This window comes from Paenibacillus sp. HGH0039, from assembly GCF_000411255.1.
GTDB lineage: Bacteria > Bacillota > Bacilli > Paenibacillales > NBRC-103111 > Paenibacillus_F.
The window spans coordinates 2,084,663-2,105,568 of sequence record NZ_KE150413.1; the positions used below are offsets into that span (position 1 = coordinate 2,084,663).

Below are 20,906 nucleotides of genomic sequence, written 5' to 3' on the forward strand. Positions count from 1 at the left end.
TAAAGGTATTATAGAATCATCTAATCAGGGATGTGATCTTCATAATGGTTACCGACACGGTAGCGGGGCTGCTTTTATTCGGGGTCGTGGCCTGGAAGTCGTATCAAGCTCGGAAGGCGTTTAAGAAGGTAGGGATTGTGGTGGCGAAGGGCCCGATGTATCCTCTCGAATTCTGGATTTTTGCCGCCGGTATGATTATTCTTTTTTGGATCTTCGGTAAGCTGAGTTTGTGGTTTGCCGCATTTTCCGGCTTTGTGTTCTATCTGGAATGGCTTAAACGTTTTTATTTGGGCACGGAGGGGCTCAAGGCCGGGACGAAATTTTACGAGCGCAGCAGGCTGATCACGTACGAGGTCGCGGAAGGAAACGGCCCCGTGATCGATATTATCGTAGCGGGCGCGATGGACCCTGTCCGGCTGTCCTGCAAGGAGCGAGATTTTGCCATCCTGAAGGAGCAGATCGTCCGGTATTTCGAAGAGAAGCCGGATGGCCCTCAGACGGCGGACACGGGAAGAGGGAAGATTTCCGCGGTGTGAGATGGGGAAGCATGTAACGGGAAAGCAGATAGGAAAAAACGTCCTGCAGTTGACCGGTGAGAGTTCGGGGTCGCTGCAGGACGTTTTATTTTTTAACGGAAGGCCGTTGTTTTTCGCCTTAGGGTCAGTAAAGGCCGAGCGAGATGTATTTGATCTCTACGTACTCCTCGATCCCGTATTTGCCGCCTTCCCGGCCGAGGCCGCTTTCTTTCATGCCTCCGAACGGGGCTTGGGCGGAAGAAGGCAGGCCGTCGTTTACGCCGACGATGCCGTACTGAAGCCGTTCGGCGAGGCGGATGGCGTGATTGATGTTGGATGTGAACACGTAGGACGCGAGCCCGAAAGGAGAATCGTTCGCCTGCCGGACGGCATCGTCCGGATCGGTAAATTCCACGATCGGCGCAACAGGTCCGAACGTTTCTTCCTTCATGATCAGCATAGAGCCGGTTACGCCCGTAAGCAGAGTCGGCTCGAAAAAGTAGCCGGCATGCTCAGGCACTTCCTTCCGGCTGCCGCCCGTAATGACGGTTGCTCCGCGTTCCACGGCATCCGACACATGCTTCTGAATCTTGTTTAGGCCGTCTTCGTCAATGACGGGCCCGATTGCGGAGTCCGGGTCCATGCCGTCGCCTACCTTCAGGGCCCGGATTTTGTCCGCCAGCAGGTTTTCGAACGCTGCGCGGATGCCCTTCTGGACGTAAATCCGGTTGGCGCATACGCAGGTTTGTCCGGCATTGCGGAACTTCGACAGCAAGGTCTGCTCGGCGGCCAGTTCTACGTCGGCATCGTCCAGCACAATCACCGGGGCGTGTCCGCCCAGCTCCAGCGATATTTTCTTCATCGTATCGGCGGAAGCGCGCATAATGTGCTTGCCGACCTCCGTCGATCCGGTGAAGGTCACTTTAGCCACCCGGGAGTCCGCAAACAGCGTATCGCCGATCACGGAGGCTTCTCCGGTCACGATGTTGAGTACCCCGGCGGGTATTCCGGCTTCTTCGGCCAGCTTGGCCATGTACAGCGCCGTTAACGGCGTCTGCTCCGCGGGCTTGACGATGCAGGTGCAGCCTGCCGCGAGCGCCGGACCTACCTTGCGCGTGATCATGGCGGCGGGGAAATTCCAAGGCGTGATCGCGGCCACGACACCGACGGGCTGACGAAGGACAAACATCCGCTTGCCCGAGCTGGTTGCCGGGATGATGTCCCCGTAAAGCCGCTTGGCTTCCTCGGCATACCAGGATATGAAGCTGGCCGCGTAGGTGATTTCGCCTTTGGCTTCGGATAACGGCTTGCCCTGTTCGGCTGTCATCGTTTCGGCCAGGTCTTCCTGATGCCGCATCAGCAGGTGGTACCAGCGCATCAGTATATCGGAACGCTCGTAAGCGGATAAAGTGCTCCAGGATTGAAAAGCGGCATGGGCCGCTTCGATAGCGGCCTTCGTTTCGGCTTCTCCCGAATCCGGTACGGTCGCAATTTCGCCCAGAGTGGAAGGGTTAACGACCGAAATCGTCTTGCCGCTGTCCGCTTCGATCCATTGGCCGTTCACGTAATTCAGCCAGCATTCGGAAGCGCTGCCGGAAGTTGTCGTAGTCATGAAGATCTCCTCCTTTTTGTTACGAAAAAAAGCTAACACAGTAAAAAAGGCGCAAAATCGCCCTTTCGGAAAAACGCAGATGTAGTGAATACCGGGCAAATGCAAGCAGTCGGAGCCCGTAAAGCTTTTCGCTAACCGGTATCCTTAATTTATTATACCCCTTCCCAAAGCCGATCGCACACAGGGCCTCCTACGGCTTCTATTTTAGTGTTATGACGAGTTTGCAGTAGAGAGACAGCCCGTGGAAAATGCCTCTTCATCCCGAGAGTGATTAGGGGATTTTATCGGCAGCGGCCGTTCCTTTCCATATTGCGGGTATCAGCGGCAGCCAAAACGGGTATCTATGAAAGGAGGCTTTTACCGTAAATCGGTAAGGCGCCCGGCAGGACTTTGAGCACATAAGCGCGGGTTTTACCGGAACTGTCAACACGCTCTCGTCACGAGAGACCGAACAAGATTGAACGGAAGGAAGGGTGAGATCATGACCGAACAACAACCATCCATGGAGAAAAATACGAAGCGGCGCACCGCCGGCGATTCTCTGGGTCAGGTTCAGCTCCCGGCCGATGCCTATTACGGAGCCCAGACTCAGCGCGCGGTTTTGAATTTCCCGATCAGCGGATACCGTCTGCCGAGGGAGTTTATTAAAGCCCAGGGCATTATTAAAGCGTCGGCCGCTGCCGTACATAAAGAACTGGGCGAGCTGGACGGCGAGATCGCAGATGCCATCCTGGCGGCGGCGGACGAAGTGATCGAAGGGCGCTGGGACAGCCAGTTTGTCGTCGACGCTTTTCAAGCCGGGGCGGGAACGTCGCAAAACATGAACGCCAACGAGGTGATCGCCAATGTTGCGCTGGAGAAACTCGGACTGGAACGCGACCGCAAGGACAAGATCCATCCCAATGATCATGTGAACAAAAGCCAGTCGACCAACGATACGATTCCGACGGCCATTTGCATTTCCGTGCACGAATCCGTGGAGCGGAAGCTCCTGCCCGCGCTGGATAAGCTAATCGGCGAGCTCACGAACAAGTCGAGGGAGTTCCATTCGGTCGTAAAATCGGGCCGCACCCATTTGCAGGACGCGGTTCCGCTCCGCCTGGGACAGGAGTTCGAAGGCTACGCGGCCACGATCGGCCAGATGCGAAAACAGCTGGAGCAGGCCGCGGACGGCCTCCTGGAGCTGGGCATCGGCGGCAATGCCGTCGGCACGGGAGTGAACTCCCATCCCGAATATGCCGCCAGGATGGTGGCGGAGATCGGCCGCCGCACGGGCACGCCTTACCGGCAGGCTCCCAGCCGGTTCGCCTTTATGCAGAACCCGTCGGCGGCTTTGCGCGTAAGCGGACTTCTCAGGGATGTGGCTGTGCATCTGATCAAGCTGTCCAGTGATATCCGCCTGCTTAATTCCGGCCCGCAGACGGGCCTTGCCGAAATCCGGCTGCCTGCCGTGCAGCCCGGCTCTTCCATTATGCCGGGCAAGGTTAACCCGGTCCTGCCGGAGATGCTGTATATGGTCTGCTGCCAGGTCATCGGCAACGACACGGCCGTTCAGACGGCGATGATAGGCAGCCAGCTTGAAATCAACGTCATGATGCCGGTCATCGCCCACAATGTTTTGCAATCGGCACACATTTTAAGCACTGCGGCGGAAGCGTTCTGCGAACGCTGCGTGAAAGGAATCGAAGCCGATGAGGAGCAGTGCCGCTACTGGATGGATCGCAGCTTGTCCCTGGTAACGATGCTGAATCCGATTATCGGCTACGACAAAGCGGCCGAGATTGCCAAGGAGTCGCTGAAAACGCAGAAGCCGCTTCGTCAGCTTGTCGTCGAGAAGGCGATATTAACCGAGGAGGAGTGGGAGCGGATTGTCCAGAACAGTCTTTCCGAATAAAAGATGACGCCGCCCGCTTGGGAATTCAGACAGGCTGGCCGAAAAAAAGTCCCGGCTCGTGCACGCAGGATCCTGCGCGAGCCGGGACTTTTTTTATGAAATAAATAGGGAACGGGGCGGGGGAAAACGTTTGTGTTCCTTGGCTGCCGGTTTCCGTCGTCACCCCGTGCGGTTCAAACGGTTGTAGCGGCGTAAAACGTACTTCTTGTAAGCCGTCGTGCCGTACAGCTTTAAATGTAGTTTAGCCCTGCCGTATACGGGAAAGGGAGCGGGAAGACGGACCGGAGCTCTTCCTGCCACTGGGCAGGCGCAATCCGGACCATGGCGTCCGGATTGAACAGCAGCTCCATCCAGTCGTCCACGCTTAGGAGAAGATCCGGCAGTCCGGGCAGCGTCAGCCGTACGCCGCCTTCTCCGGTTTCGCGTACGCCGAGCCGCTCACCGAGCCTGCTCCCGCTCTGTTCGTCCAGGTAGGGACGGAGCTGTCTCAGCAGAAGCTGCGCGTCCGTCACGAGAAGGGTGCCTTCATTCCGGCTTTCTTCCGACGGGAAACTTCGCAGGGCTTCGTGCAGTCCCGTTTCATAAAACGGGACCGCCGCTTGAAACTCGGCCAGCTCCAGCTGAGCGGTAAGACCGGCGAGGAGCCGGGCGGCCGCTTCGGGTTCGCCGGCCCACTCGATCAGCCGGGGGAACCGCGTGGACGTCACGGCCGGGTCCGGCACGGCCGCGACGATAAAGGCCGCGAGCTCGCCGACCTTCTCGGCGATCCACGTCTCGTGCCGCAGCTTCAGGCAGCTGGCGTAAGCACGCGCGTCGATCAGGCTGCCGAGATCCCACGGGCTCTGCTCGAAAGCCGAGCGGCGGGCGGCGGCCAGTCTGCTCATGGCCGGCAGGTCGCCCCGCTCGTAGGGCCGCAATCGGTAGCCCCCTGCGGACTCATCCGCCTGCAGGGGAGCAACGCCGCCCAGCGCATAGCGGCGGAGGGAGCCGAACGGCCGGCAGCCTGCGCGGGTGTAGAGGGAGCGGCCGCCGGAGACGAGCAGCAGGGAGCCGCCCGAACGCGCCACCTGCCCGCGGGCGGCGGCGAACAGTTCGCCCGCGATGCCTTGTCCGCGGCTTTCCGGGTGCGTGCACACGGAGCCCAGCGAGTAGACGGCAAGCCGTGCGGGACCGATGCGGATGACAGACGGGAGCAGGCCCATGAAGGCGACGAGCCGCCCGTTTTCGAAAGCTCCTACGGATTGGGAATGTAGAGCGGAGAAGAGGAACGGGAACCCCTCCGCCATCGAAATCTGCTCGGAATCCCGGAAAATCGAATCCGCCAAATCGGCGGCCTCCCGCATCTCTTCCTGGTTGACAAGCCGGATGTTCATGTAAATATTCATCCTTTCCGCCGTTTTTAACGGTTTTCTCTATTATAGAAAATGCCCGGGCGCAAAGGCAGGTAAAATTTACAAATTAGTCATAATTTCTAACCGGCCGCTAAGAAGCGGACTTGGCTGTCCGGACGCCGCGTTCAGCTTGTGAGGCTTTAACGCCGATAAGAACGTTCTATATATTGGTTAGCGAAGAAAAGGAAAATTAAGGTATAATAACCTCGGTATCCTCTTCATTTCATTAGAGTCGGATCGGAATTTAGGCAAGATTATGGTACGGGGAGAGCTGGGGATGAAACTGCGCTGGAGAGGGCTGGCATACGGCCTTGGAGCTGCTGCGATTGCAGGCGGGATTTGGTTGTTTACCTCGGATTACGAAGTGAGAAAAGAAGGGACGGCCCGTAAAATAAGCGCGGAACAGGCGCCTTCAGCCGAAGCGATTATCGTGCTTGGAGCAAAAGTCCATCCGGACGGGCGGCTTTCGGATATGTTAAAGGACCGGATGATCACGGCCGCGGAGCTGTATGAGAGCGGAAAGGCGGACAAAATCCTCGTGTCCGGCGATCATGGAACACTCGGCTATAACGAAGTAGGGGCGATGAAAAATTTTCTGCTCGAGCGGGGGATTGCGGAAGAGCGCATTTTTATGGATCATGCCGGTTTTAATACGTATGAGTCCATGTACCGGGCCAAGGCTATTTTTCAGATCCGCAAAGCCATCGTCGTCACTCAAGATTACCATCTGGCGCGGGCGCTGTATGACGCGGAGGGACTCGGCGTTGAAGCGTACGGCGTGGCGGCGGATCGCCAGGAATACCGGGGCATGGCGAAATTCAAGGCCCGCGAAATGGCGGCGAGAAGCAAAGATTTCGCTTTGATCCGGTTCTTCAAACCGCAGCCGACTTACTTGGGGGAAGTAATTCCCATTACCGGTGACGGCCGGGCGACCGAAGATTCCTGGCTGATCGAGGAGGCGGTGTGGCGGCCCAATGCCTGAGAATACGGTCAGGCACAGATATCGGCACCAACGGAAAAAGCGCCTCTTACGGGCGCTTTTTTCAGTGAATCGTCCTGAACGTGGAGCTTATGTCCGCAGAGGCTGTATGTCCGGCAAGCGGATCTTGCGGCTCGAACCAGATGTGACGGTAATCGATATGGCCGAAGGCGTTCAGTCTTAGCCCGCGTACGCTTTTGTGGTAAGTGGTCTGCATTCTCCGGTGATAGAGGAAATGGATCGCGCTGTCCTCCGTGAGAAGGGATTCCAGCTTATCGAAAAGGTCCAGCCGCTTGCGGGGATCGGGCTCGGCAAGCAGTTTGCCCACTCTCCGGCTCAGCTCCGCGCGCAGCGGGTCGTCGAACATGCGCCGGATCGACCCTTCCTCCTGCATGAAAAGCTCCAGCAAAGAGAGCGTCTCGCTTTCGTCCAATACGACTTCATACAGAACGAGATCGGCCTCATCCATGACATCGGGTGTGAGGAATTCATCCCGCTCATGGAGCACCACCTTGATGTGGAGTCCGGCTTTAAGGCAGCGGTTTACGATCCAGTCGATGTCTTCGTACGTTTTGTATGAATCTTTGCAGTGGAGGGTCAGTTCGGTTCCGGCGTAGGCGGAGGAGAACGGAATACCGGCGCTTTCTTTCTCCTTCTCCTCCAGGTAAGGGTTACAACCTACCTGCAGGCTTTTATCGGGCAAAAAGCTCGCGGCCGCAATGGCGCGGCTCTCTCCCAATTCTTCGACCATCGCGCAAGCTTGAATCACGGAACGCACGTACCGGCGGAGTCCAGCGTCTTGCAAGGGGCCTTCCTTGCGGCGGTTGAACGAAAGAAGCGCACACCCCGAGGAAATGCATTCCACCGCCTGCCAGTCATGCTGGGGTTTGGAGCCGGGCGCATAAGGGGCACGCTGGACCATATTGCAGGCGTCCGTCATTACAACCAGTTCCGGTGAATCGCGGAGCAGAATGTGCTCGACGACATCCAGGAACGGGCGTCCCAGGTAGTAGCGTTCGTTGGCGTGCAGCAGATACCCGTAGCCGGGTCGGATCTCCAGCCGGAAAGGACCGGTACCGACGGGACAAGTGAAGTAGACCGCGGGGTCCGATTCGCAAAGCTCCCGGGGCAGAACCGCCGCAGACGGCGAGGTCAGACAGTGCGGGAAAAGCACGTGCGGTTTGTCCAGCACGAACTGGATGGCCATCCGGCTCAGAACGCGGATCTGCCGGACATCTTCAAGCATCCAGCGCTGGGGCGAGAACACCTCGGGACTCAGCAGCCTGCGGATGGAGTATGCGGCATCGGCCGCTTCCAGTTCCCGGCCGTGGTGAAAGAGCACGCCTTTGCGCAGGTAGAACGTCCAGATCGTGCACGTTTCATCCGATTCCCAGTGATGGGCGAGACTCGGCACGAAGTCGCCTGCGGCTCTGTCGTACCGGACGAGGGTATCGAATAACTGCCGGCTTAAATGGACATCATTGGCAAAGAGCAGGGCGGCCGGGTCGAACGTCCGGTAGGTTTTGTTAATGGGCAGCCGCAGCACGTCGGCGTCCTGTTCCGTGTCTTTCGCCTTGTATCCGAAATAGCGGGAGACATGCTGGAGAAGCTGTTCTTTCATTAAAGGCGTATCCGCATACTGGTGTATCCACTCGAAAGCGTGCTGATACTGTTCTTTCTCGGCAAATTCGGCCGTTTGCTTCATCAGCATTTCTTCCAGGGTATAATGGAAGTGAAGCTCGGATTTGTTCCCTCGGCCGCGGCCGGGAACCCAGGTGATCCAGCCGGCTTCGGACATTTTGCGGATCACGAGTTTGACGTTGCGCACCGTGCAGTGGAGCCGTTCGGCCAGTTCCTCCAGGGTGAGGGAGACGGGAAGCCCTTGCGGCACCGCGCTGTACGCTCGGCACAATTCGAGATAATGATGCGTAATCTGCATCCCGATCCCGCCTTTACATGAGAATTTTCTCCTGATTATACAAGAAGCGGGTAAGGAGCGAAAGCGAACAGGCTCAAAAATAAATTCGATTCCGGGAGGGTTTCCTTCATGAAAATAGAGTTTGCCGGCAAAGCCGTTATTGTGACGGGAGCGGCCTCGGGCATCGGCCGCGTAATCGCGCGCCGCTATGCCGAGCGAGGAGCGGCCGTCGTCCTGGCGGATACGGACGAGGCCCGCGGAGAAGACAACGCGCGGACGATCCGCGAAGGAGGCGGGGAAGCGCTGTTCGTTCCGGCGGATATGAGCCGGCCCGGCGACATCGTCCGCCTCATCGATCAGGCAGCCGGGACGTACGGCCCGCTCGGCTGCCTGATCAACAACGCCGGCGTCTCCGAATGGAAGTCGCCGTACGACTTGACAGTGGAGGAGTGGGACCGCGTCCTCCACACGAATCTGCGCGGCACGTTCCTGTGCGCGCGGGAAGCGGCGAAGCGGATGCGTGAAACCGGAGGCGGCAGCATCGTGAACATCGCGTCCACGCGGGCGCTGATGTCGGAGCCGTCCTCGGAAGCGTACGCCGCTTCGAAGGGAGGAATCGCGGCGCTGACGCATGCGCTCGCGATATCGCTGGGCCCGGACGGCATTCGCGTGAACTGCATCAGCCCCGGCTGGATCGAGACCGGGGACTACGGGGCGCTGAAGCCGTCCGATCATAAGCAGCACCCTTCGGGCCGCGTCGGCACACCCGACGATGTCGCCAGGGCCTGCTTTTATTTGACGGATCCCGCGAACGACTTCGTTACCGGAGAGAATCTTGTCATTGACGGAGGCATGACCCGCAAAATGATGTATGAAGAATAGAAAGACCGGAGTTTCTCGCTCCGGTCTTCGCTTTTTACCCAAATAATTGTAAACTAATAGAGAAGCGGACTTTATACTAAAGTAGAGGTGTTTTTCATCAAGATTCTTGTCCTATATCTTCTTGTCGTTAATCTTGTCGCATACGTCTGGATGGGCGCCGACAAACGCAGAGCGCGCAGCGGGGAATGGCGGGTACCGGAGAAGCGGTTGTTCCTGACGGCTCTTATCGGGGGGGCTCCCGGTATCTGGGCAGGCATGTATGCCTACAAGCACAAAACCAGACATTTCACGTTCAAATACGGAATCCCGCTGCTGCTGATCGTCAATGTGATCGTTTTCTGGAAGCTGTTCCGTTTTGTGGGGGAGTGAATTTTCATACCGGGGAGAGCCGGTTTAACGAGACTGGACTCCGTGTGAAGAATAATGAAGAAAAACTCCAATTGATGTGGTAGAATAAAAAAATACATAGAAACTGTTTCAAAAGGGATTACACAGGTACAGTGACAGTCGTTAAGCCGGGAGGCCTCATGAGGCACACCGGCGGAAGAGCAGGGAAGTAAGCCATCCGACTTGACTCCTTGAACCAAACACCCTATGATGGAAAGGCTGCCGTCCGCTGCTGCTCGCGGATGGCTTTATGCTGTGGACTTCAATCCCCGGCTCTCGGCGCGATGCGCCCTGATTTCGGCCGGAAACGCACATTCTTTTTAACGACCGGAGGAGATCGTGATGGACCATACATTTCTGATCGTCAAAGTGGCGGAACAGGAACAATTACATACGGTGATCCGAACCTTGAAACAACATATGCTGGCTCCTCTGCTGGCCTGGAAAACGCCCGGGAAGAGACACCGGTCCCATCTGATTCTGCGCGGGGATCTCGCCCGTTTGACGGAGGCCAAACTATTGCTGGGCGGATTGATGTCGGCTCAAAGCATCGAGATGGATTTTCAGGTGCTGATGCTCGCGTCGTAGCGCATTTTCCGAGTTTCGCGCGTCCGGGATGAAGCCCCGTAAGGTTGTCAGTCCAAGACCGGTATGCTATGGTGGACATACATCCTTTTTTTGAAGGGGGCGCCAGACGGAATGAATCCCGATTTTATTTCCATCCAGATGACAGACGGCGAATTGAAATATTCCCATAAGAAAAATGGTCTGGGACTCACGGTCACGACGAAAGAACTCATCGTCCAGAAACCCCACGTCAATTACTATATCCCTTTGCAGGCGATTCTCAGCATCGTGCCGTTCGAAGCCAAAGGACGCACGCTCACGTTGTCTTCCCGGAACGGAGGCGGGAGCGAGCTGACCTCGATGTCAGCGGGCCTTCCGCATTACAGGCTTAGCGTCAGCGGCGTAAGGCTTCATAACCGAAGCGGCATCTTTACGATGGGCGCGGTGGAATTCATCGTTCCGCTGCGCGACGAACTGCTGCTCACCATCTCGCGGTTGAGCGGTCTTCACGCCGTCGAGTAATCGTCTCAAGCGCAAGCGCGTACGAGCCGGAGCACCGGGAAAAGCACATACAAAACCCCCGCAGGAAAGCCTTACGGCCTTGAAACTGCGGGGGTTTTTGCATAGCCGGTCCCGGTGGATGGAGCGTCCGTGCCTTGCCGGGCTAAAGCCGCCGTAGGCAATCTTCAGCAGAAGGCTCAGGCTCTGTCCGGAGAGGATTCGGGCCGGTAGCCGGCTTCCGCTTGCGCCTCCTCGCCCAAGCCATCGTCGTCTTCGATGGTTCCGGCTTCGTAAGACTGGAGGAACTGCTCTTGGGTCAGTTCCGTTCCCTGCGCGGAGGAAGCTTCCGCGGAATCCAAGGACGAACTCGGGGCGCCCAATACGAAGTTGGGATCGTGATTGTCGGTCATAGGGACCATCTCCTTTAAAAAGCCTCCGCAGAGAGGCCGTGATGGGCTTTAGTATGTTCCGGGTCCGACCGGATTATAAAAAAGAAAAAACAGGCGGGACCTTAAAAAAACTTAAGTCCCGTCTGTTTTTCGTTTTCGTCCGCGCCTTTGAAAAATTGCTCGACCAGTTTGTCCAGACGCACGATTTGGTGACCGTAGTCATAGATCCCGGAGGCGACCACAACGAGCCGGTGCAGGTCCCCGGTACTGCTGGAGGCGTCCGTAATGAGTCTCAGGAAGGCGTCGTTCTTGAGATCCATCGCTTCGAGCTTCTCGTAGGACTCGTTCTTGTATTTCTTCTCGAATTTCATAAGGACATACTCGTGGTATTGAGTAAGGGCTTCCAAATGCTCGTCAACAAACGCGTTCATGTTTGGAGTGCGCGATGCTTGGAAATAATGCTCTTCGACCAGCTGTAAAATATCCACGCCTTTGCGCAGGGTGTGAAGCATCTGCTTGTAGACGACAAGGCGCTTGGACTGGCTGTATTTCAGCCGTTTGAGTTTTTTCTGCTCTTCTTCGAAGAGCTTGTATTTCTCCTCCAGGCGGAACAGCGCGCCTACGACACCGTCTTTCGTTTCCTGAAAAACGGATTCTTTCATTTCATTGGAGATGACCGTCCTCTGAAGAGGCGATATCTGACTGAAGACCCCGTGAACTTCTTCCATAAACCGTTTCTGCCAATTAGGCGGGAAAAAAAGCACGTTAATGACGAAAGCGGACCCGACTCCGAGCGAGGTGAGCAGGAACCGGTTAACGGCGAACCACCAGTGGCCGCCGGAAGCATCCATCACGGCGATAACCGTTACGAGGGTGAGGCCGATGTTCGCTTCCATTTTCATTTTAAGACAGATCATGATGGCCAGAATACAAACGACCCCGATCGCGATCGGGTGCTTGGGAAAAAACGTACCGGCGACGAGGGCGAGCGCGGCTCCCAGTGTGTTGGTTTGCAGCTGATCGAGAAAATAACGCCAGGAGCGGTAAATGGACGGCTGCAGGGCGAAAATCGCGGCAACCGCGGCAATAACCGGGGCGGTCGTATGCAAAAGCATACTTAAGTACAAAGCTAGAGTGACGGCCATGCCCGTCTTTAACATTCTGGCTCCGAACGTCACATGCAGTAACTCCCTTCAGATGGTTCGAGATGACGAACTCATTATCGCATTGCAGGTGCAGCCGAGTCAATCGGCCGGGGAATTCCCGGCGGGACGGGCTATATAAGCGCCTTGGAAATGTAAAACGTGTCCGATGAAAGGTAAATGCTGTTAGTTTCACATACCCGCAGGAACGGTTATTGAAAAGGTGTAGAGGCTGGGAGGCGTATTATGGAGCTACTGTTAATCGTCATCTATTTGGGGATCGTCCTGCTCGTTATCGAAATTTCGGCGGTATTGATGATGCTCACCGGGCTTGACAACGAAATTGCCCGCTTTCAAGTCACTTCCCTGCTGACAGGCACGGGCTTCACCACACAGGAATCCGAGCTTATTATCCGGCATCCGGTTCGCAGGCGAATCGGTATTTTTTTGATTTTATTCGGCGTGTTCTCTCTTGCCGTCATCATTACGCTGGTGTCCAACCTGCTCGAAAAGCGGTTCAGGCTGCCGGAGCTGCTGGTCATAACGGGTATTCTGGCTTTTCTGCTGGTTATCTTAAAAGTAAAACCGATGCAAAAACGGCTGAGCAAAAAACTTCATGCGCCTCTGGAGGAAGACGAGGGCGTGGAGGAGCTGCCGGTAAGCGAACTGCTGTATAATGACGAAGAAGACTGGATCATTGATATTCCCGTTATCGAAAATTCCGAGTACGAGCATTGTCATATCGACGATCTGTGCACGGCCGATGAAGACATTAACCTGCTCTTTGTCCAGCGGGGGCCGTTAAGAATCCGGAGACGGAGTGAGAATTCCGATACCCGCATTGAAGCGGGCGATGTTCTGTACGTATACGGGAACAAAAAGCAGATCTCCGAAAAATTCAGCAAAGAATTGGAGCATCGGCATGAAAATCTGGTAGACGAAAATAAGACGGTCTCTCTCTTATAACGAAACTATTCCTTCTCCCATGCGTTAAATAATATGGAAAAGTCTAACAGGTGGAGAGAGGGAATTAGATGAACGACAAACGCGCGTCCCGCTTGCGTAAAGCGGGTATGCTTACGGTGGCCGGCTCTCTTGGAGTCGGTCTTCTGCTGCCCGGCATGACAAATGCGGCGAATGACTCCGCTCCGGCGTACAGGTTTCAGGAAGACGCGAAAATCGTGTCCGGAAGCGGACCGGTCCCGTCGGCCGATCCCTCAGGCAGCGCCAAGCGGGAGAAAGAGGCAAAGATTACAAAGGAACAGGCGATCGACAGACTGAGGGAATTATTTCCCGACCTGAAAAATGCGGAAGTATCGTCTGCGAGCCTAGGTGAGTCGACAGTTCGCTATCCCCCTGTTCCGAGGCTTGTATGGACCCTATCCTGGTCCGTGACGAAGGGGAATTCCACTTCTTCCTTTCACAGTGTGGTGGATGCCTTGACAGGAGATGTTTGGTCGACTTCATTTCCCGGAGAATGGATTAAAGAGGAAGAGAGCTTTTATCCGCCGGCAGTCAACCAGGAGAAAGCTGCCCAGATCGCGCTGGAGCTTGTGAAAAAGGCGATTCCGTCCTTGCAAAACGATATGCTGGAACCCTCTCTTTCCTACGGTTCGCAAAGCGCGCTTTTCGGTCCGGTCCTGTACGATTTTTCATTCAGACGTAAAGTGAACGGTCTGTTTGTCGATTTCGAAGGCATCAACGTTCAGGTGAGGGGGGACGGCCGGGTTACGGGGCTGCAAGCCAGTCTGCACAAAAGCTCGTATCCTTCCCCGACTCCCAAAATAAGCGAGCGGGAAGTCGCGGCCAAATATAAGAAGGATTTTGCGGTCGACTTGCAATATGTGAAGCTTCAGAACGGATCGGGCCCAAAAGAATGGATACTCGGTTATGTGCGGAACCCGTTATTTTATGCCCCTGTCGACGCTCAAACCGGAGAGTATGTTTTTGAAGGACTGTATGCCGCGTACGGCACTTCGGCCTACGCGGATGTCCCGAAAACAGGAGCTTCTTTCAAAGCGCATACGGGAGCACCGTTAAGTGCGGAGCAAGCCGCGGAACTCGTAAAAGCGACGGGTTACGTTCCGGAGGGAAGCAACCTTGTCCAGAAGTCCGAGCAGGAAGGCTGGCGTACGCCGGGGCAGCTCGTCTGGAGTCTGAATTGGAAGGACGAGAACGGAAACGATACCCATGCGATTGTCGACACCCGGACGAGTCAAATCCTGGAACTTAGCGAGAACGGGATTTATCCGCCCTGGAACCAAAATCCTACTGTGAAGCCGCGAAGCATACCGACGGAATCCGCGGATGCGAAAGCGCTCCAATTGTTTGACGAACTCGTTCCACAGGCTTCTGAAAATTGGAAACTGGTGAAGAAGAACAGTGCGGTAAAGGACAACGCCTCCTCTAAGAAAAACGAACCGTTTACGTACCAGTTTCAGCGGGTCTATAAGGGGATTCCCGTCCAGGATCAGCAGATTATCCTTCATTTGAACGGAGACGGAAGTCTCTATACCCTCCAGCTTCCCTATGAGCAGGAAGCGATTGAGGAAGCTTTGAAGGCGGTGAAGCCTGCTGTCGTAACGAAGGAAGAGGCGTTGAAGCGGCTCCAGGCTGACGGCCGGGTGAGCTTGTCCTATACGATGAACGGAGCGTTTTATACGGGCGGCGGCGACGATAAGGAAAGAAAACTGCTGCTTGTCTACCGGCAAGGTTCTGAGGCAGAGTCGGCCTGGCAGGTGCTCGATGCCGCGTCCGGTAAGCTGCGTGATTTGAGGCCGGTCCCGGCGGCCGCCAAGCCGTCCGAGGGGAAAGATATTACGGGGCACTGGGCGCAAAAAGAGTTGGCGGAGCTCGTCCGTCTCCAAGTTCTCGTTCCGGATGCGGACGGTAATCTGAACCCGGATGCCGTTCTTACTTACGGAGACTGGCTGACGATGTTCACCCGCGGAATCAGGCCGGATTCGTATTACGGAGAGAGCTACCGGAAGGCTGAGGCACTTTATGCGGATGTGCAGCCGGGGAGCCCGTACTACAGGGCCGTCAGTCTGCTGACGGATATCAACCGGTTGCAGCCGGACCCGGACAGGAAGCTCGGCGTGGATGAGCCTTTTACGCGGGAGAAGCTGGCATCGGCGCTTGTGAACGAGCTCCGGTACGAGAAACTGTCGTCCTTGCTGGATAAGCCGCTCGGCAAGCTTGCCGTCACAGATGAAGGCAGCGTCAAAAACAAAGCCGATGTTTTCCTCGTCATGAAGCTGGGCCTGCTGCAGGATATCGGAGGCGAATTCCGACCGCAGGATGCAGTAACGCGGGCGCAGGCGGCCGTCGTTCTGATGAGGATGGCGGGGCTTCAAGGCAAAACGGATCAGCCGATAGCTTATTAAACGGCGGTAGAGCCTGGGACTAAGACGAAGCAGATCCGGCTTTGCGAGATGAACGAAGCGCCGAAATGAGCGATAGGGGCGTAAGCTGGCGCTAAGAGAGAGTGCGGCTCAGTCGTGACATTAACGAAGTCCTAAAGAGTAGTTGAAAAAACGTTGTAAGATAACGCGAACAATGCGGAGCAAGCGGGGCCCATACAGTCCGGAAATGAGGTTAACATAACGGCATTGAATAAGCCCGGCCTGAATCATTCAGGCCGGGCTTATTGGGATGCGGTTGTTGATGCCTCGCAGATGAGTCGCGCCGGTATAGTCCATGACCGGCTGGATAGGAGTCGGCTTACACCCAGGCTACGCGGCTGGCGTTGAAAGCACGGCTTCGGTGTGCGATGGAACCTGACGCACCAGACACGCGGCTGACCTGCCGCCGCTTGGCACCGCATCGCGCGTTTGAAACACGAACGCTGCGGAGACTCCAAGCCGCTGCCGGACCTGCGCGGCGGCTAGTACGTGCTGCGCGCCCGGCCGGGCAGCCTCCGCTGCAGCCAGCGAAGGGCCCGGGCCGCGTCCGGCTCGATGCAGGGCCGCATGACCGCGGCGAACCAGCGAGTCGACAGCGCGGCCACGATCGCGGCCGCAGCCGCGCATCCCGCCGCAAGAGCCGCGGCAGCCCCCGCCGCTCCCGCGTCCATCAGCCGGGCGAGCAGCTGCAGGAGCCCGGCTGCGCCCAGCAGCTTGATGGCGGCGCCATGCAGCAGGAAGACATAGACCGTCCGTCCTCCGAGGACGGTCAAGCGGCTTTCCGCGCGCGGGAGCAGCAGCAGGAACGCGGCCGATGCGGCGGCCTGCGCCGCATAGCAGCCGAGGCGCAGCATGGTTCCCGCCGCGGCGGGAACGCCGAGCTGCGCGTAGCTGCCGCCGCCGGCGAGCCACTGCGCGGCGGTGTCTGCGCCCGCCGCGTGCCAGAACGCGGGCAGCGCCAGCAGCAGCAGCGCCGCGGCGGCCCGGATCGCGCGGCGCTGCGGGGCCGTGCGCCGACGGGGCTCCCGTTCTTCCCGCCAGTAGTATCCGGCGAGGAAGAACGGGAAGAAGACGAGCGTGCGCGTCAAGCCGAGCCACGCGCCCGCTTCCGCCGGCAGGAAGCCGGCTGCCGCGCCGAGCAGGACGGCGGCGGCCACCGGGTGCTTGAGCCGGGCGAACGGGATGAGCAGAAGCTTCCAGCCGAAATGCGCGGTTAGAAACCAGAGCATCCAATACGGGAGCCAGAACGAATACCGGATGCCGGGGCTGTGAAGCCAGAACAGATCCAGGACCGAGTACAGGGTCTGAAAGAAGAGATACTGCAGGGCGATCCGCAGCATACCGGCTGCCGCCTCGGGTGTCTGCCAGTACTTTTTGGCGAAATAACCGGTTACCAGGACAAACACCGGCAGATGAAAAGTGAAGATGGCGGTCACGATAGCTTGCGCTGCCTCCGGCAGAGGGGGAAGGGTAAGCAGCAGGTTGACCAGAACAACCAGCAGAATCAGGAAAAAACGGACATTGGTAAAAAACACGGCAGTCGGGTTTCGCATAGGAGTCATCTCGCTTTGTGCAAATTTGGTTTTATTACTATAGAAGAAACGCAAGCAGCCAAACCTGCCTGGATGCGGCTGTTACGGGAATTTGGCTTTCTAAAGAAAGTATAGAACTTCTTGTTATAAGAGATTGTGATATTATTCACATGCCCTTATTAAGTAACGGCTTTCATTATGAAGAATGCTTGAACATGATTATAATCACTTATTTTGGGCTAAGTGTGATAAATATCACATACATCCCTCTTGGGGAGGACTATACTAAAGTCAGAAAGAGAGAACAACACACGAAAGAAGGTGAAGGAGCCATGAGAGAGACAGCTGACCCGCAAGTTCAGCAAGGAAGATGCCCGCAGTGTGGTTCCGGTATCCTCGCTGCCAAAGAAACAGAGTCCCCCTGGGTTTGCGAAGACTGCCGGTTAAAGCCACTGGTATCCAGAGCTGAAGGCTCCGCCGGCTCATCCGATCTTCCTGAATAGTTCAGGAAGAAGAAGAAAGCTTTTTACGGCTAACAATGTGAAAATATTCACAATAAAATACGGGATAAACGAAAGGATGCGAGTATCATGACCGCCCTTCATCTTGTAAACGCAGCACCCGCACACTGTCAGGCATGCGGCGCCCGGCTTCAGACACACCCCGAGGGTTATAAGGATTTGTGCTTCGACTGTGTGCAGACCTGGCAAACCGCCAAGGCGCAAAAAGCAGGCGAAACCGGACTTCCTCTTCCTCTGGAAGCGGAATGCGGCTTGATCGAGCAGTACTGGCTCTAAATAAAGGAAACACACTCAACATCCAATACAGAATACGCAGCTTGAAAGGGGAAATTCATATGTTTAACTGGTTAAGAACGAACGTTTATGCGGCAGGTCTGATGCTGATCCTCCGCTTCTATCTCGGATACGCATGGATTACGGGAGGATGGCACAAGCTGACAGGCGGGTTTGACGCCACGGGCTTCCTGAAAGGCGCGGTAGCGAAGCCGATTGTCGATAAAGCGACCAATGAGCTGGTCTATCCGACCTTCACCGCATTCCTGGAAAACTTTGCACTGCCGAACGCCAAACTGTTTAACGTACTGATTCCGCTCGGAGAGTTTCTGGTAGGACTGGGTCTTGTCCTCGGCGCACTGACAACGGCGGCAGCATTCTTCGGGGTTCTGATGAACTTCATGTTCCTCTTCGCAGGTACCGTAAGCACTAACCCTTGGATGATCCTGCTCGGTGTTATCGTCATCGCCGCCGGAGCCAACGCCGGCAAGTTCGGAGCCGACTACTACATCCTTCCTTACCTCCGCAAGCTCCTTCGCCATCGCGGAGATCACGGCGCAAACCCTACCCTTGGAGGAGGCAAGACACGCGCCCATATCTGATCGGACTATAAAACGCTCTTCAAAAAAAGCCCCGGGTATCCGGAGCTTTTTTTTGTTTAACGGAGAAAGAATGAGCTTGAATCAGCTTGAAGAAGCAACACTCAAATGAATAGGGTTACATGGCATAGAATGGCAGCGGGCTGTCCTCCGGGGTTGTTTACAGGCCCGATTCGCGGGAGTAACATACTCTCATGGTCCGTCAGATCGGGCTTCGGACACCATGTCCGGACCCCGGAGGCGGCCATACCATCATCTTCATCTGCGCGCTTAATTCTCGTAAGAGAAGCGGGGGACCCACGAACTGGGGTGAATCGGAATGTTTTTTTCCGTAGGGGCCTCTCAAATCCGAACCCGGCAGCTAACCTCGCAAGCGTCATTGGGAGAAAAGGAGTGGAAAAGGAAGAAATGGACCGACGAATTATCCGGATTGAATTGTTTGAATTCGATGTACCCTGCTGTTACCATCATGCCAAAGGAAAGCTCGAGAACTGCAGGTACGGGCTGCTCAAACTCACGGACGAGGGCGGAGAGACAGGCTGGGGAGAATGTTTGATGTCTGTGAACGAGAAGGTTTTCGATCTTGTGAATTGGGCCCGGTTTCTGTACCGCCTTCAAAAAAGCACGCTGGCTCAAGCGCTTGACACTGTCCGCTTGTACCGCGTTCTCTGGGGGAATGTGAAGGCGGATCTGGTGGAAATGGCCTTGTACGATCTGAAGGCCCGATCGCAGGGCAAACCGTTCGTGGACGTTCTCGGAAGCTTCAGCGGCTTCAGTGGCTTCAGCAGCTTCGGAAGCGCCGGACGTTCCGGAAACGGCTCCTTCCGCCTGGAAACGGCTGCTGCCCGGAGTGACGGCGGCACTTGGCCGGACACGGAATCGCACGTTTCTTCTCGCGTCTGGCAGGCTGCGGGCTTCGGCCACGCTGTGGCGGACCGCGAGTTTCCGGTAAGCGGGCGCTTCCAAGCCGAGCGGGAACTACACCCCGGCTGCTGCGGCTCTCTGCTGGATGATTTGCGCAACGCGTGCATGCTCCGGCAGGAAGGAATGGCGCTGGCGATGCATAAAGATTATTTGATTGGTCCGGCCTGCTGCCTATGGGAGCATACCGCTGCAGTGCTGGGAGCCAACTGGCTGGAAGAGGGCAGCAGCCCCGAACCGGCGCGCCTTGCCCCGTTGCAGGCTTGCGAGCGTATAGCCGGCACCGGATTTCAGCTGGATCAGCCGGTGCTTTTTGAAGAATCCCGCGCTTATTTTGTCGTTTTATAGGACGGAACGTTTGCTTTTGGGGGGGAGTTCGCCTACAATAATACCAGAATTCCCCTGAAAGGAGAGGTTCTTGTGTCTACTAACGAATTGAACAACCGGGAAACATCTAAAAAATCACGTATCGTTGTCATCGGAACCGGTGCCGTAGGTTCCACTACGGCGTACACCCTGCTGCTCAGAGAGCGGATGTCCGAGCTTGTCCTCATCGATTATAATCACGCGAAAGCGAACGGGGACGCACTGGATATGAACCACGGCCTGCCGTTTACGGGCAGGGTAAAAGTATGGGCAGGGGACTATTCCGACTGTGAAGGCGCCGATATTATCATTATTTGTGCGGGCGTCGCGCAAAAGCAAGGGGAGACCCGTCTCGATCTGCTCAAGCGCAACGTCGACATTTTTAACGGCATCGTCGAGAATGTGACGAAGTACAACCAGACAGGCATTATTCTGGTGGCGACCAACCCGGTTGATATCATGTCTTATTTTACATGGAAAAAGTCCGAATGGCCCGTTAACCGTGTCATCGGCTCGGGAACTTTGCTGGACAGCGCGCGTTTCCGCTATTTGATCGGCGAGAAGCTTCAAGTGGACCCGCGCAGCATTCACGCGGCGATTATCGGGGAACACGGAGACTCGGAAGTGCCTTTGTGGAGCTTGGCTAATTTTGCCGGACTGCCTCTCGAGCTGAATCAAGAGGATAAGGACGAAATTTTCCAAAATACGCGGGACGCGGCTTACCAGATTATTGAGGCGAAGGGATCGACGTATTACGCGATCGCTTTGGCGCTTGACCGGATCTGTACGGCGATTCTGCGCGATGAAGGCGCGGTGCTGAACGTTTCGACGTTTGTTTCCAATTATCACGGGTTGTCCGACGTTTATCTCGGGGTTCCGTGCATTGTGGACCGTACGGGCGTGCGGGAGGTTATCACGCTGCCCTTAAGTGAAGAGGAAGAGAACAATCTGCGCAAATCGGGAGCCAAGATCCGGGAAATGATCGATTCGATTTCGGAACGCCTGTAAGCGGAGAGATATGAACAAGTATAGAGCATGTGAATAAAACGTTGAAAAAGCGGCTGGAAATCAGCCGCTTTTTTGTATGCTGTAAATGTTTTTTAAGGAGATGTA

At 56.1% G+C, this 20,906-nt stretch carries 20 protein-coding genes and 1 riboswitch; of the genes, 14 read left to right on the forward strand and 6 right to left on the reverse strand.

Translation table 11 applies throughout. From position 1 onward, the window contains the following. Nucleotides 1–44 precede the first annotated feature (44 nt). Entirely contained in the window at nt 45–536 is a 492-nt protein-coding gene (locus HMPREF1207_RS23980) for a hypothetical protein (RefSeq protein WP_009672565.1), read from the forward strand. Between the two features lie 124 nt (nt 537–660). On the opposite strand, the gene HMPREF1207_RS23985 is transcribed toward HMPREF1207_RS23980, so the two are convergent. Then, nucleotides 661–2,127, reverse strand: a complete 1,467-nt coding sequence (locus HMPREF1207_RS23985) for an NAD-dependent succinate-semialdehyde dehydrogenase (protein ID WP_009672450.1) — start codon at nt 2,125–2,127, stop codon at nt 661–663. A gap of 481 nt (nt 2,128–2,608) precedes the next feature. On the opposite strand from HMPREF1207_RS23985, the gene HMPREF1207_RS23990 reads away from it, so the two are divergent. After that, nucleotides 2,609–4,021 (forward strand): class II fumarate hydratase, encoded by a 1,413-nt coding sequence (locus tag HMPREF1207_RS23990; protein WP_009672496.1) that lies wholly within the window; start codon nt 2,609–2,611, stop codon nt 4,019–4,021. A 230-nt stretch (nt 4,022–4,251) separates the two neighbouring features. On the opposite strand, the gene HMPREF1207_RS23995 is transcribed toward HMPREF1207_RS23990, so the two are convergent. Further along, entirely contained in the window at nt 4,252–5,394 is a 1,143-nt protein-coding gene (locus HMPREF1207_RS23995) for a GNAT family N-acetyltransferase (protein ID WP_009672387.1), read from the reverse strand. Between the two features lie 295 nt (nt 5,395–5,689). Between HMPREF1207_RS23995 and HMPREF1207_RS24000 the strand changes: the two genes are divergently transcribed. Continuing rightward, entirely contained in the window at nt 5,690–6,394 is a 705-nt protein-coding gene (locus tag HMPREF1207_RS24000; protein WP_009672501.1) for a SanA/YdcF family protein, read from the forward strand. Between the two features lie 61 nt (nt 6,395–6,455). Here the strand turns inward: HMPREF1207_RS24000 and HMPREF1207_RS24005 are convergent, their stop codons facing one another. Next, nucleotides 6,456–8,330 (reverse strand): ABC transporter substrate-binding protein, encoded by a 1,875-nt coding sequence (locus HMPREF1207_RS24005; protein WP_009672413.1) that lies wholly within the window; start codon nt 8,328–8,330, stop codon nt 6,456–6,458. Between the two features lie 114 nt (nt 8,331–8,444). Here HMPREF1207_RS24005 and HMPREF1207_RS24010 point away from each other — a divergent pair, with 114 nt between their 5' ends. From HMPREF1207_RS24010 to HMPREF1207_RS24025, 4 genes are all read left to right on the forward strand, one after another. Next, nucleotides 8,445–9,191, forward strand: a complete 747-nt coding sequence (locus HMPREF1207_RS24010; RefSeq protein WP_442950137.1) for an SDR family NAD(P)-dependent oxidoreductase — start codon at nt 8,445–8,447, stop codon at nt 9,189–9,191. An 87-nt stretch (nt 9,192–9,278) separates the two neighbouring features. Then, nucleotides 9,279–9,560 (forward strand): DUF1294 domain-containing protein, encoded by a 282-nt coding sequence (locus HMPREF1207_RS24015; protein ID WP_009672406.1) that lies wholly within the window; start codon nt 9,279–9,281, stop codon nt 9,558–9,560. 360 nt (nt 9,561–9,920) lie between these two features. Continuing rightward, nucleotides 9,921–10,166, forward strand: coding sequence for a hypothetical protein (locus tag HMPREF1207_RS24020; protein WP_009672463.1), 246 nt, complete (start codon nt 9,921–9,923; stop codon nt 10,164–10,166). 111 nt (nt 10,167–10,277) lie between these two features. Further along, nucleotides 10,278–10,667 carry a hypothetical protein gene (locus HMPREF1207_RS24025; RefSeq protein ID WP_009672445.1) on the forward strand — a complete coding sequence of 130 codons (390 nt, stop codon included), beginning with the start codon at nt 10,278–10,280 and terminating at the stop codon, nt 10,665–10,667. A 176-nt stretch (nt 10,668–10,843) separates the two neighbouring features. Here the strand turns inward: HMPREF1207_RS24025 and HMPREF1207_RS24030 are convergent, their stop codons facing one another. After that, nucleotides 10,844–11,056: a hypothetical protein gene (locus HMPREF1207_RS24030; RefSeq protein ID WP_009672541.1), complete on the reverse strand. Its 213-nt coding sequence runs from the start codon at nt 11,054–11,056 to the stop codon at nt 10,844–10,846. A gap of 101 nt (nt 11,057–11,157) precedes the next feature. Then, a complete protein-coding gene (locus HMPREF1207_RS24035) occupies nt 11,158–12,213 on the reverse strand; it encodes an FUSC family protein (protein ID WP_009672420.1) in 1,056 nt (351 codons plus the stop codon). A 210-nt stretch (nt 12,214–12,423) separates the two neighbouring features. On the opposite strand from HMPREF1207_RS24035, the gene HMPREF1207_RS24040 reads away from it, so the two are divergent. Together HMPREF1207_RS24040 and HMPREF1207_RS24045 are read left to right on the forward strand one after the other, a co-directional pair. After that, entirely contained in the window at nt 12,424–13,143 is a 720-nt protein-coding gene (locus HMPREF1207_RS24040; RefSeq protein ID WP_009672506.1) for a trk system potassium uptake protein trkA, read from the forward strand. Nucleotides 13,144–13,211: 68 nt separating this feature from the next. Further along, nucleotides 13,212–15,563 carry a YcdB/YcdC domain-containing protein gene (locus HMPREF1207_RS24045; protein ID WP_009672408.1) on the forward strand — a complete coding sequence of 784 codons (2,352 nt, stop codon included), beginning with the start codon at nt 13,212–13,214 and terminating at the stop codon, nt 15,561–15,563. 500 nt (nt 15,564–16,063) lie between these two features. Here the strand turns inward: HMPREF1207_RS24045 and HMPREF1207_RS24050 are convergent, their stop codons facing one another. Continuing rightward, a complete protein-coding gene (locus HMPREF1207_RS24050; protein WP_016424038.1) occupies nt 16,064–17,134 on the reverse strand; it encodes an acyltransferase family protein in 1,071 nt (356 codons plus the stop codon). A gap of 17 nt (nt 17,135–17,151) precedes the next feature. Here HMPREF1207_RS24050 and HMPREF1207_RS24055 point away from each other — a divergent pair, with 17 nt between their 5' ends. From HMPREF1207_RS24055 to HMPREF1207_RS24075, 5 genes are all read left to right on the forward strand, one after another. Then, nucleotides 17,152–17,616, forward strand: a complete 465-nt coding sequence (locus HMPREF1207_RS24055; RefSeq protein ID WP_016424039.1) for a hypothetical protein — start codon at nt 17,152–17,154, stop codon at nt 17,614–17,616. A gap of 87 nt (nt 17,617–17,703) precedes the next feature. After that, nucleotides 17,704–17,910, forward strand: coding sequence for a hypothetical protein (locus HMPREF1207_RS24060; RefSeq protein ID WP_009672460.1), 207 nt, complete (start codon nt 17,704–17,706; stop codon nt 17,908–17,910). A gap of 59 nt (nt 17,911–17,969) precedes the next feature. Then, nucleotides 17,970–18,509 carry a DoxX family protein gene (locus HMPREF1207_RS24065; RefSeq protein WP_009672377.1) on the forward strand — a complete coding sequence of 180 codons (540 nt, stop codon included), beginning with the start codon at nt 17,970–17,972 and terminating at the stop codon, nt 18,507–18,509. A gap of 254 nt (nt 18,510–18,763) precedes the next feature. Then, nucleotides 18,764–18,897: riboswitch (cyclic di-AMP (ydaO/yuaA leader) on the forward strand. Between the two features lie 2 nt (nt 18,898–18,899). Then, nucleotides 18,900–19,775, forward strand: a complete 876-nt coding sequence (locus HMPREF1207_RS24070) for a hypothetical protein (protein WP_009672442.1) — start codon at nt 18,900–18,902, stop codon at nt 19,773–19,775. Between the two features lie 87 nt (nt 19,776–19,862). Next, nucleotides 19,863–20,801: an L-lactate dehydrogenase gene (locus HMPREF1207_RS24075; protein ID WP_256124048.1), complete on the forward strand. Its 939-nt coding sequence runs from the start codon at nt 19,863–19,865 to the stop codon at nt 20,799–20,801. Nucleotides 20,802–20,906: the final 105 nt, after the last annotated feature.